The sequence below is a fragment of the Nostoc sp. genome (assembly GCF_036917815.1).
In the GTDB taxonomy this organism is placed as follows: Bacteria; Cyanobacteriota; Cyanobacteriia; order Cyanobacteriales; family Nostocaceae; genus Nostoc.
Genome location: NZ_JBALEK010000015.1, coordinates 165,020 through 177,612 on the forward strand (window position 1 = coordinate 165,020; position 12,593 = coordinate 177,612).

Consider the following 12,593-nt stretch of genomic DNA (forward strand, 5'->3'; position numbering starts at 1 on the left):
GACAATCTGTTGAAACTGTGATATCGCTATAGGTCAGGATGGGAGGCATGTTGGATCTTGACAAAGTAGTAGTGAGGAGTGGGCAGATGAGGGGGATGATGGAAAATGACTAATGACTAATGACTAATTGTGGTTTTCCCCAAAGTATGGTCTCCTGTTTGTAAATGGCAATTCCCGGTTTTGCTCCTTTGGGTTTGTAGACGTGTTTTAGCTGAGTGTAAACTACTGGCACTTGCTCACTATGACGGGCGCGACTGTAGTATGCAGCAAGATTAGCTACAAATTGCAAATCAGCTTCTTCTGCAACAGCACCCGGTTCTAAACGTAGTAACACATGACTCCCTGGAATTTCTTGAGCGTGGAACCAGATGTCATAATCCCCTGCTACACGAAAGGTTAATTGGTCATTTTGGCGATTGTTACGACCGATTAATACTTCAAAGCCACTTGGGGTAAGGTAACGATGAAAGTTAGTGCTAGGGACTTCGTTGGCGTTGCTCTTGCGGTATCCTGGATCTTCTAGATACTTTTGCCCAATCAACTCTTCGCGGATTTCTTCTAAAGCTCGTAAATCTTCTGCTGTTTGGTAAGTATCTATCTGAACGATCGCAGCTTCTACTTGTTCTAAATACTCAATTTCTGTCTGCACTTCTAATAGTAGCGGTTCCACAGCAGCACGAGCGCGTTTCAGCTTTTGGTGCTGTTTGTAAAGACTTTGGGCATTTTGGACAGCATTTTTATCTGGCTGGAGGGCGATCGCAACTGGCAAATTTGTCTCAAAATCAGCAAGGATAATTTCTTTCATCCCCGGTTCCCAGTTTTGCAGATGAGCCATCAATAAATCAGCTTTTTGCCGATACTCATCGGCTTGATCTGATTGCTGCAAGCGCGTCTTAAAGGTTTGAGCCTTATTCCGTAATTTCGCCAGAATATTATTTAATTTCTGACTCAACTGATGGCGCAATTGCGAAAATAACTGTTGATCAATCTGGTTACTGTAGTAATGGTTGAGCAACTCCTGAATATTTTTGACCTTTTCAACTACACCCCAACCCATTACTGTGTAACCATCTTTTGTCCAAGCGGGTTGAAATTCTCTGGAATCCAAAGCTTGCAGCCATTCTTGCCAACGCTCAAACAGCCGTCGCCAGTCGTCGGGGTTGAGGGTATCGGTGGATGTTTCTGCTGCGATATTTGCTTCTAACAGCATTAATTCCAGTAGTGCGGCACTCAAGCCACTATAACTTTTGAGTAATTGCCGCTTGATTGCTCCTGGGACTAAACTTACCCGTTCTTGCCAACGTTCTTGGGATTCGCTTAAACTGGGCACAGTTCCAGTTAGTTTCGGTGGTGTTTCATAAGGTTGTCCGGTTTGGATGGGACGGACACTAGATTGTTGCTGACTGACTTGATGGGCTGCGGTGATAATTATATTGTTAGCATCGGTGAGAATTACATTGCTATACTTGCCCATGATTTCTGCATAGACATGATAGAGGGCGCTTTCTCCGGGACGACGGGCAAATTGCAAATCAATAACACGCTCCCAAGGTGCGATCGCTTCAATTCCTACCAGTGCCAAACCACCCAATTGGTGTATTAATTGTTGGCTAAAGGTAAAGGTATCTGGCGATCGCGGTGGTGGATCGCCAATACAAATATGTGCAGCTTGGGGATGCCAAGAAATTTGTAGCCAATCGCGCTGTTTCAAAGTGCGTAATGCGATCGCAATAGTGTAGCGATCGCGTTGATAAACCTGTTCTGTCCGCGAGGGCAGCCAGTTAGCGCGGATTTCGCTACAAGTAGCTGTAAGAGTGGTGAAGTCAACTGGTTGCATAGCCATTCGCGTTCAAAGGTCGATGCTCAGTATAGTTCCAAATCACATAGTCCGGTTGTGAAATTGGATTTAAGCAGCCCTACTTTCAGCATGAACACGCTAGTTCGCAGGAATTTTTGGGTATTTCCCTATTCAATCTGTTGCCTAAGGGATGGTGTTAGAATCATTATTCATCTAACAAGTTCTTCAGGAGTGGCTGTACCATCGATTATCTTTGGTGCGATGGCCATCACTTCCAAAGCCAGGTTTGTGGGAATTCCCCTTGCTTCTAACCGCTTCAATTCCAAAACGTCAATACCTGCTGTTAATCCATCCAAATACTCTTCTACAGTCACTCCCAAATTTTCAATTTCCGCCATGAGTATAATTTCCTGTTTTTTTATTCTACGTTTCAGGCGATACCTTTAGTTAACTCCAAGCGATCGCTATTTCTCTCATGATTTACGATGGCTGAAACCCTTATTATAAAAGGTATGTGTAGAGACGCAAAGTTTGCGTCTCTACAGAAGTTATTGGTATATAGTTGACACTTTCAGGTCTGAAGACTCGCTCGTTTCCCGCTTACCGAGTTATCTTACATGAGCGGAAAATTATTTAGTGAGCAATACGGTTTCTTTGACTGGTTGTAGCAATTGGGTATAAAGTTCACTCAACTGAATTGCGACACCATGCCAACTAAACTTGCTTTCCACACGCTTTCTGCCGACTTTACCCAATTCGTCTCGCCACTCTGGATTCAAGAGAATTCGGTCAATGGCAGACGCAAAGGCATTTACATCTTGTGCTGGTGCCAATAAACCAGTTTCTTCATGAACCACAGTAAACTGAAGTCCGCCGACATCGCTAGCTACAACAGGTGTACCGCTTGCCATCGCTTCGATCGCCACGAGTCCAAAGGGTTCGTAGTGACTGGGAACAACGCAAACATCCGCAGCTGCGTAATAAGTTGGCAAAATATCTTGACCGAGACGACCAGCAAAGGTGGTAAAGTCGCTCATCCCCAATTCGTTAACGATTTGCTCAATGCGATCGCGCTCAATCCCGTCGCTGTTACCTGGAGTACTACCACCACCAATAATTAGCTGAAGATTGTTAGAGTCGCGTAGCCCAGACTCGTTGACTGCACGCACCAAGGTTTCTATACCTTTACGTTGGTCAAAACGTCCTACATACAATACAACTTTGGCTTCTTTGTCAATACCCAAGTCATGTCTGGCTGCTTCTCGTGCAATGGAACCAAAACGCTGAATATCTGTACCGCAGGGAATAATATCGATATTACCTTCAGTGGAAACTAGCGATCGCATGTGTTGTTGTTCTTGCGGACTTGTCGCCACAATTCGCTCTGCTCTTTCCAACACATCTTTTTCCACTGCTAATCGCACACTTGCAATCAGAGGAATATTTTCTATAGTGTTGTACTTGACCGCTCCTAATGAGTGATACGTGTGAACCTGTTTACTCTCTTGGATTTTCTTTAACTCCATCCCCACCCAACTAGAGAGCCAGTAGTTAGTGTGAACTAACTGATATGTAATGCCATTTTCTACTTGAAATTTGAGGAAATTATCCACAAATTCTGGCAGATATTCAAAAATATCATCTCGCGGCACAAACTCAACTTGACCAGCTTTTAAACGAATAGTTCGACAATTGTGGGTGTGTTGCACAATCGAGTCTTGCTCCAGACTCACCTTGCGGGTAAACATATCAACTTGCCATCCTAGCTTTGCTAGTGCTTCACCCACATTGCGTACATAAACATTTTGTCCTCCAGCTTCTTCTTTCCCTATTTCAACCGCCGGATCTCCGTGGACGGAAATCAAGGCGATACGTTTTTCGGTCGTAGAGTTCATAGTTTGTGTGTTGCTGATTTTAACAAAGTTTTAGGCGATTCCAAGCTCGTGTGTTAATAGCACACTTACCTGAATTGTTTAAGAACTTTAATTAATATTTATTTTAATTTAATATGTCTAATATGTTTTTTACATCTTCTGACAGAAGTATACTTTGAGATTAAGTATTTGTATCTAATTTCTTTACATAGAGAAAATTGCTAAATTTATATCTCATACTTTTGATAGATGAAAATTAGGCTTTCTCATCTATCTTGTGCAGATATAATTCCATAGATATAAGGGACTGACAAGAAATAAATTATCCAAATAAACGAACCACAGAGACAATAGAGTTGCCAGTGCGTTGGGCGGGTTCCCCGACTTGTTCGCGTAGCGTCTCCCCCTGGGAGAAGCAACTGGCGCGACACAGAGAAAGGAGAAATATAGAGGGTTTTTGGGTCAGTTTTGGGACATTTTTTTATTTGGAAGTCCCTAACAATCCTATTTGATTTGCTTGCCACGAAGAGGCTCAGATCCCCGACTTCTTCAAGAAGTGGGGGATCTTTTCTTTTTGTTCGTAACTCCTGCAAGGATTGCTACAAGTGTATTAATGTGAGTTCACCCAAGAAAGTATAATTTAATACTAAAAGCTGTTTGGTTCGGACATTGAAGTTCAAATCAGTTACCACAGTCAACTCACCACTTTGAACTAATATTGTATTAAGTAGTAAGAATAACTGTTAAATATTGATGCAAAATAGGGTATTTCCTTGAATTTGCTTCGGAAAGTTTCAGATTATATTTTCAATGATTAATAAATTTCAGGAGCAAATCAGGTGTTTACTTCAACCTTACTCGCTGCTGCAACCACACCCCTGGAATGGAGTCCTACGGTTGGGCTGATTATAATTCTCGCTAATATCGTTGCCATTGTCTTTGGCAAATCTACCATCAAGTACCCCAGCGCCGAACCAGCGCTACCCTCAGCCAACTTATTTGGTGGTTTTGGTTTACCAGCCCTTTTAGCGACTACCGCCTTTGGTCATATCTTAGGAGTGGGAGTTGTCTTAGGGCTGCATAACCTGGGAAGAATTTAGCTTCTTACCCAAGTTGACCTTTATTTGATGATTCTTTTGTCTCCAGCTTGGAGCCAGAGATTTAGTTCTCTGGCTCTTTTTTGTGCAAATGGCTAATCTCCAGAACTAGCCCTTTCAAGGTGGGTAAAAATTTTGGTCAAAGAATCCCTCTTGACTCTGTGTTCTCTGCGCCTAATAAGGTTAGATAAATTACTTTGAAAACCGCAGAGGCAATAGAGTTGCCATGTAGTGAAGTACTCAATATACATTGATAAATCTACATTAATCAATATATAACCTGGCGTTAATTTTTCGCCATTAGATTATATGAAAAACTGAAAAGTTTTGTCTAGTTAGGTGATCTAAATAGCAAGTAACCTTTTAAAAAAAGGTTACTTGCTATTCAAAATGTATGGCATTTCATGTAAATAATTGATGTTTTTTTCTGTCAATAATGAAGAAATGAAGATTTGCCTTTACTAGATTTTTTATGTCACTAGAGAGGAGAGTTTGATGTCTACATTAAGTCGCAGACAAATTTTAGTATTTTTTGCTGGCAGTGCTGGTGCTGCTGTATTGGGAGACACAATCGTAGATGGTGTTTCTAACATTGCAGCAGCAAACAACAGGCGGCGACTGAGCTTTACACCAGTGCGCTTACCCCATCCCCTACCGGTTTATCAACAGCAGAAAAGTTTCTTACCAACGGGAATTGGTCAAGGACAGGTACTCAATGCATCTGCAAATGGGAAGTTAACTAGCTACAACGTAGTTGATGATGTGGTAGTGCCACCAGAGTATGAACGTTATGTAATTATCAGCTGGGGCGATCGCGTCTTTCCAAACACCGATGATTATTTCGGCTACAACAACGATTATACGGGTTTTATTCCTTTAGATAGAACCAACCAAGTTGGCTATTTGTGGGTCAATCACGAATATGTGAGCTTTCCTTTTTCTCAACTAGCACCAGAAGCTCCTGCTGATGTCCAAGGATTGCCTACCACCTATCAATCAGTGATTGGCTACTCTTTACCTTCCACTAGAAGTATTGAATTTGACGGCGAAGTTCTATACAACTTAGGCGGTTCAATCGTCCGCATCTCCCGCCGTAACCGTAGTAACCGTTTTGCTGTGGTTAAAGGTGATGAGAAAAATCGCCGCATTCATGGTCTTTCTGGGTTGGGAATTAATAGCCAAAGGAGTGATGAATATAAAAATGTTACTTCTTGGGGAAGTCGTAGCTACCAAAAAGGCGATCAAAACTATCTCATCGCAACTGGCCCAGCTGCAACCCAAGTATTTAACCTCTCCTCCGATGGACTAGGTAACAAAATCATTGGTACTGGCTATAACTGTTCTGGCGGTACAACTCCTTGGGGAACTATTTTAAGCGCTGAAGAAAACTTTCAAGGAAGTTCAGGATTTTTTGTTGGTGTCACGGAATCAGTCAATCCTAACGGTACTCAAACAGCTTATACCGATGGTACGACTGGCAAGACCTTCGGTTTAGTTGGGGAAAAATATGGTTGGCGCCAGGAAGTGACGGTTATCCAGATTCGCGGATTTTCCAGGTTGCCAAGTTAAGTAAAGATGTCAAAGCGACGCAGCAATCAGGGGGATTGTACAAAATTATTGAAGATAGTGCCGATGGTACAGGTCTAACCTTCCGTTGGGAGAGATTTGCTCAGGGTGGAGAAGCCGGATCAATTTCTGGTGCTGGTTTTGCAAATGTAGATAACCTAGTGTTCGACAATAAAGCAAATATTTGGGGTGTCACAGATATGTCTACCACCACTCATAATGGCTTTAATGTCGGTGCTGCCGGCACTGTGACTACCATCGATTACACAGCCAGTGGTAATGTTTCCAACTTCACAGGAGTTTTCGGTAATAACTGGCTATTCTACATTCCTACTACTGGTGGTCATGCGGGAGAGCTAATACCGTTTGCTCATGGACCAGTGCGTTGTGAGATGACCGGGCCAACTTTTGTGGGAGATACTCTGATTATTTCGGTACAGCATCCTGGCGAAGATAGCCCAATCAACGATGGCACGCTCTTGAGTCGTGAGATTGAATTACTGGATTTGAATGGTATTACATTCAATCAGACTCGGACTGTACCTCGTGGCAGTAGTTGGCCAAGTAACATCCCAACTGCTGATGGTGGCAAGGGTCAACCTAAAAGTCTTCCCAAACCATCTGTAATTGGCATCAGACGTAAGAATCCTACTGGTAATTTTACTTAGGGACTGACAAGAAATAAATTATCCACTTCCCCCCTTCCCCCCTTTCTAGCTACGGTGTACACACAAGTCTTTTAGAACTGCTCTACAGCTTTAGATCCCCCCTAACCCCCCTTAAAAAGGGGGGAACCAGATTCAAAGTGCCCCAATTTATCGGGGAGCCACTGCGCCCTTGCGGTGACCCGACTTGTTCGCGCAGCGTCTCCCCTTGGGAGAAGCACGTGGCGTGGATTTAGGGGGATCTACGACGATTTTGGTTTTGTATAGAGATGTGTGTACACCGTAGCTTTATAAGGGGGGTAATTTGACTTCTGTGTACAGCGTAGCCTTGTAAATGCGAGGGTTGGGGAAGGCTGTACTTCATTGACTTACAAAGTGCTGTGTGTTCAAAACCAGATCAGAAATATTTATATCCAAGCGATCGCTCTTTTTGCAAACTTCGATTAGAGTTAACCACAAATTAGGTTATATAGATTGTGCTGTCTAAATTTGCTGACAATCTGCCTATAGGTTATTGCATGAATAAAATATACATGGATCACTTTAGATATAATAATGACTCATTCTTTGTTGTCCTAACTGGAGAAATTAATGGGTCGCGCCAAAAAGGTTGTCCTGGCATATTCTGGCGGAGTAGATACCTCAGTTTGCATCCCTTACCTCAAGCAGGAGTGGGGTGTGGAAGAGGTAATTACCCTAGCAGCAGATTTAGGTCAGGGAGATGAATTAGAGCCAATCAGAGAAAAAGCTCTGAAATCGGGTGCAAGTGAATCACTAGTGGCGGATGTCAAAGACAGTTTCGTTAAAGATTATGCCTTTGGAGGGATTCAAGCCAACGCCCTTTATGAAAATCGTTATCCTCTAGGAACTGCTCTTGCTCGTCCACTGATTGCCAAGGTATTAGTAGAAACAGCCGAAAAATATGGTGCTGATGCGATCGCTCACGGTTGTACCGGCAAAGGTAACGATCAGGTTCGCTTTGATGTCTCTGTCACCGCTCTCAACCCCAACCTGAAGATCCTCGCACCAGCCAGAGAATGGGGGATGAGTCGTGAGGAAACCATCGCTTATGGTGAAAAGTTTGGTATCCCCTCACCAGTCAAAAAATCCTCTCCCTATAGTATTGACAAGAATTTGCTTGGTCGTAGCATTGAAGCTGGTTTACTCGAAGATCCATCATTTGAGCCACCAGAAGAAATCTATGAAATGACCAAAGCAATCGCTGATACTCCCAACGAGCCAGAGTATATCGAAATTGGTTTCCACGGTGGTATTCCCACAACCCTCAACGGTATAGCTAAAAAACCAGTTGAGCTAATTGAACAACTCAATCAGGTGGTAGGAAATCACGGCATCGGCCGGATCGATATGATTGAAAACCGTCTGGTGGGGATTAAATCGCGGGAAATCTACGAATCACCTGCGATGTTAGTCCTAATTCAGGCACATAGGGATTTAGAAAGCTTGACATTAACGGCAGATGTTACCCATTACAAGCGTGGCATTGAAGAAACTTACAGCCAAATCGTTTACAACGGTTTGTGGTACAGTCCACTCAAAGTTGCACTTGATGCTTTTATTCAAAAAACACAAGAGCGAGTCTCTGGAACTGTGCGGGTGAAGTTGTTCAAGGGCAACTCTACAATCGTTGGGCGTTCGAGCGATCATTCCCTCTACACTCCCGATTTGGCAACCTACGGAGCCGAAGACAAATTTGACCACAAAGCTGCTGAAGGTTTTATCTACGTTTGGGGACTACCGACTCGCATTTGGTCGCAGCAAATTAAAAGTTAGGAGTTAGGAGTTAGGAGTTAGGAGTTAGGAGTTAAAAATGCAAAATCCCAGAAGTAAAAGTTAAAAGAAATAACTTTTCACTTTACTCCTCACTCCTCACTTCCTTAACTTGGCGAGACTCTAACCACAAGGGCACAACAATTAAGCCAGCCAGGATCAGTAACGCTGCGATCGCAAATTTACCCACCCAAGCAACCAATTGTTCTAGGGAGATAATTTTGCCAGCAAAAAAAGCTAATGTCACCATCAAACTAGCCCAAGCAACTGCTCCTAAAAAGTTGTATAAAAAGAATTTTCCAAAGGGCATTTCGGCTATACCAGCTAGTGGTGCAGCAAAAACTCGTAACAATGCGAGAAAACGTCCAAAAAATACCCCTTTAGCAGCATTTTGACTAAATTGATCTTTAATGTTCAGCAGCCGCACTTCCGAAACCCGAAAGATACTACCAGCTTTTACCAGAAAAGCCCAACCGCTAACTCTACCAATCCAATAGCCACAAGTGCCACCAATGACAGCACCCATGATTGCGTCACCAAGAACCAGCCAGAAATTCAGTTCATCACTGCCAGCTAGAAACCCGCCTACTAAGGTCACGGTTTCGCCAGGAAGGGGAATGCCTAAATTTTCTAGCAAAATTCCCAAAAAAATTGCCCAATACCCATAAGTGTGGGCGACTTCCTGGATATTTTCTAGTGAAATCAGCTCTAAAGACATCCCGCACCACCGTCTTTACAAATTTTTACTTTTACTACATCTTTGCTTGTTTTTGGGTGGGGTGTCAATCAAACCACTATATTCAATCATTAAGTCATTAGTTTAATTCTGAATAATCCATAGCTTATAGTCTATGGTAACCATTAATTTTTAACTATTGTTAATTATGCATTTTTTTGACTCTATTACCACAAACTAATATTTATTAAACAGAAAATAAAAAGTTTATATAAAATTTATAAATATCCCTTGAAATTATGAAAATCTTGTAAAAGACACCGTTGATACCGAAATTGTTAGACCCTTATGCCTATATTGATGAAAGTTATCACAAATTATACGGCATGAATACTTAAATAATTACTCTCAACTGTACGACTGCAATTGCCCAAATATCTAGGTAAAATGGTAATTTTGCCGTTGAAAGAAAAGAGATATTGACATCTTTTTTTATTTTTTGTCAAGTGTTCCAACTACCCTGTTAAATTTATGGCTCTCACACAAGAACTTCAAGTGATTTTGTTTAAACCCCAAGGAAGCATAGATTTGGAAGGCGGTAAGGCTTTGAGTGAACAAATGGCTGGAGTAGTGCCTCAAGCTCATCAACTCTGGGTTATCGATCTAGCAGAAGTTAATTTCATGGACAGTTCTGGGTTAGTCCCTTTAGTAAAAGGGTTAAAAGCTGCACGTCAAAGCGGTTGCCGCTTGGTTATATGCAACGTGCAAGCTCCTGTACGATTAATTTTGGAACTTACCCAACTAGATACAGTGTTTGAAATTTTTCACACTTACCAAGACATTTTTCTCCCCATCAAAGATAACAGTCTGGTGCTAGCAGGCTAGGTAATAAATCTATCTATAGAAGGATGGTGTAGTCAAGCAATATTTGCATATTTTCACATTCTCCAAGATAAGAGTCTGGTGATAGCAAGCTGATTTTATTTTTTGTCTAAAGAAGAATGCTGAGAAAAACTCATGGTTTTGAGCTAGGTAGTATGAATGGCAGATGGATAGATCTGCTTGTTGGAAGCCATCTACCTCAAGCAGTAAAGATCAGAAATGACCAAAATCGGTCAAATCAAATGCAATTCTTTGTGAGACTCCCCAGCCTTTTAAAGAGAGGGCTTTTAAAATTACTCTGAGCTAATTGTTCTATATACGACGCAACTAGTGCAAGGAAGCAGGAGGTAAGAAAGGTGAGAATATCAGCCTTTGCATTATTTCTAACTCTATAGTTATTTTTGCCTTGATGCACTACTTGGATGTCTCCAAGAGCCTTTGCCGCACCAATTTCTTACCTCTTAGATTTCACCATAATGGTAATTTTAGGCATTCTGGGGAGTCGAAATATTAGTTTGTTCGGATGTTGGGCGGGGAAAATTTGGCAAATCAATGCCGCCGTGACTAGCATTGCGAGTTTTGAGTGCTAAACGATAACTGACGCTTTGCAGTTCTGCTTGTAGTTGGCGGTTTTCCCGTTGTAGCATGGCTACCTTTTCTCTAACTGGCATCATCCGCTCCTCAAATTTTCGACGGTAAATTTGAGGCAACTCTTGTACTACTTGCTCCAACATCCGACTGCGATCGGTGAGTTCTTGAACTGACTGTCGCAGTTGGTAAATTTCGGAGTCACGAGTTGTAATTTGCTCTTGATAGAACGCCACCTGTTGCTCTACAGCTTGGAGTTGTTCTTGCAAAGCCTGTAACTGGCTTAGATCGCGCTCAAACTCCGGCTGCTGGGGCATAAAACTAGTGTTACCCTTTACCAGCCGGAAGAGTTCTTGAGATAGTTGTTGCACTAATTGATCGCGAAGTTGCAACTCTTGGCGTAGTTGCGATACTTCCGTAGAGAGAACTTGAATATCGGGTGTATCAGATTGGCTCACAGTAGCTTACAGCTCCCATTCAGAATCTTGTCCACTCTTAGGTATAACTGCGGGAGTACTACCTTTGGCAAGTATTTGTTAATTTAACATTCCCAGACAAGTCACGAGAAAAGAAAAAGACAAAATTTTATTGAATGGGATTTGGGGATTGGGCATTGGGCATGGGGCACTTGTACTGAGCGTACCCCTCCGGGGATCTTGCTACGCGTAGCGTCTCCAAGAGTTGCCGTTGGCGCAGCCTAAGAAGAGAAGTATTGGGCATTGTTTGTTATTCTTCTCCTGCTCCCCTGCTCCCCCTGCTCCTCATCTCCCTCATTTTTAGACTGTTGCAGGTACAGGTGCAGCTACTTTAGTGGGCTTTTCCTTTTCCTCTTTAGGGGGTTTTTCCTCTACTATTTCCTGCTTAATTGTCAAATAGCGAATCACTTCTTCACTCAAGCGCATGGCGCGTTCAAAGGGAGCGATCGCAGTTGCAGGCGCACTGTAGTTTAACTGGATGTAGATGCCATCGCGGTGTTTTTTGATTTCATAAGCCAGACGTCGCTTACCACGATTTTGAATTTGCATATCCTGGGCGCCTTGATCGCGAAGCAAATTCTGATATTTGGTAATTGCTTGCTCTGCCTGTTCGTCTCCCAGGTCAGGACGGAGAATGTACATTGTTTCGTAACTTGTAGTCATATTTTTCAGTTTCCTCATGGACAAAAGTGGCTGCTGATGCTAGTTTATACCTGGCTTTAATTTAAAATGCCTGCATTAATCAACATCTGAAGCAACAAGGAATTATAATCTTAGCAGTTTTAAATCTGAATCATTAGCCAAATCGCCGAAGTTTGGATTTTTGGCATGTACTTAATTAAAACTAGGTCGGGAGGCGAACCCGATATTTCTTTAGCAAGCTTGATCGAGCTATCAACTTTGCGAAAGGGTATCTTTATCCTAAGGGCAGAATGGCACTAAGTTAAGATACAGCCCTTGCCCTGACTGGTTAAGAGCCTCCAGGTTGGGAACCCATTCCCGAAGGGCTGCCGCCTTCTCTTTCTTGAAAAGAGGCAGATCCTCTCAGAATTCGTTCCCAGCCTGGAGGCTGGGAACGAGGCGACATAAGTCTTTGGCCTTTTCCTAGTGCCATTTTACTAAGGGCATCTATAGCGATCGCTTTCAGGCTCAAGGCTCAATCGGTTTGCTAAAAAGCTAA

General features: G+C 42.6%; 9 protein-coding genes and 1 pseudogene. 4 read left to right on the forward strand and 6 right to left on the reverse strand.

Going from position 1 to position 12,593, the window contains the following annotated elements; genetic code table 11:
* Positions 1-109: 109 nt before the first annotated feature.
* The 3 genes from V7K97_RS05170 to V7K97_RS05180 all read right to left on the reverse strand — a co-directional run bounded on the left by V7K97_RS05170 (position 110) and on the right by V7K97_RS05180 (position 3,693).
* Positions 110-1,837, reverse strand: a complete 1,728-nt coding sequence (locus V7K97_RS05170; RefSeq protein WP_334799618.1) for an Rqc2 family fibronectin-binding protein — start codon at positions 1,835-1,837, stop codon at positions 110-112.
* 170 nt (positions 1,838-2,007) lie between these two features.
* The gene (locus V7K97_RS05175) at positions 2,008-2,196 is read right to left on the reverse strand and encodes a hypothetical protein (RefSeq protein WP_334799619.1); all 189 of its coding nucleotides are present in this window, start codon (positions 2,194-2,196) and stop codon (positions 2,008-2,010) included.
* 231 nt (positions 2,197-2,427) lie between these two features.
* Positions 2,428-3,693, reverse strand: coding sequence for a glycosyltransferase family 4 protein (locus V7K97_RS05180; RefSeq protein ID WP_334799621.1), 1,266 nt, complete (start codon positions 3,691-3,693; stop codon positions 2,428-2,430).
* Between the two features lie 818 nt (positions 3,694-4,511).
* On the opposite strand from V7K97_RS05180, the gene psaK reads away from it, so the two are divergent.
* The 3 genes and pseudogenes from psaK to V7K97_RS05195 all read left to right on the forward strand — a co-directional run bounded on the left by psaK (position 4,512) and on the right by V7K97_RS05195 (position 8,794).
* Positions 4,512-4,772: a photosystem I reaction center subunit PsaK gene (gene psaK, locus V7K97_RS05185; RefSeq protein WP_334799623.1), complete on the forward strand. Its 261-nt coding sequence runs from the start codon at positions 4,512-4,514 to the stop codon at positions 4,770-4,772.
* 492 nt (positions 4,773-5,264) lie between these two features.
* Positions 5,265-7,003: pseudogene (locus tag V7K97_RS05190) on the forward strand (PhoX family protein).
* A 588-nt stretch (positions 7,004-7,591) separates the two neighbouring features.
* Complete coding sequence (locus V7K97_RS05195; protein WP_334799625.1) at positions 7,592-8,794, forward strand: argininosuccinate synthase; 1,203 nt, start codon at positions 7,592-7,594, stop codon at positions 8,792-8,794.
* Positions 8,795-8,876: 82 nt separating this feature from the next.
* Here the strand turns inward: V7K97_RS05195 and V7K97_RS05200 are convergent, their stop codons facing one another.
* Complete coding sequence (locus V7K97_RS05200; RefSeq protein ID WP_334799627.1) at positions 8,877-9,509, reverse strand: DedA family protein; 633 nt, start codon at positions 9,507-9,509, stop codon at positions 8,877-8,879.
* A 489-nt stretch (positions 9,510-9,998) separates the two neighbouring features.
* Between V7K97_RS05200 and V7K97_RS05205 the strand changes: the two genes are divergently transcribed.
* Positions 9,999-10,352 carry an STAS domain-containing protein gene (locus V7K97_RS05205; RefSeq protein ID WP_334799629.1) on the forward strand — a complete coding sequence of 118 codons (354 nt, stop codon included), beginning with the start codon at positions 9,999-10,001 and terminating at the stop codon, positions 10,350-10,352.
* Positions 10,353-10,834: 482 nt separating this feature from the next.
* On the opposite strand, the gene V7K97_RS05210 is transcribed toward V7K97_RS05205, so the two are convergent.
* Both V7K97_RS05210 and rpsF read right to left on the reverse strand, forming a co-directional pair.
* Positions 10,835-11,395, reverse strand: a complete 561-nt coding sequence (locus tag V7K97_RS05210) for an Npun_F5560 family protein (protein ID WP_334799631.1) — start codon at positions 11,393-11,395, stop codon at positions 10,835-10,837.
* Between the two features lie 318 nt (positions 11,396-11,713).
* Entirely contained in the window at positions 11,714-12,076 is a 363-nt protein-coding gene (gene rpsF / locus V7K97_RS05215; protein WP_334799632.1) for a 30S ribosomal protein S6, read from the reverse strand.
* Between the last annotated feature and the right edge of the window lie 517 nt (positions 12,077-12,593).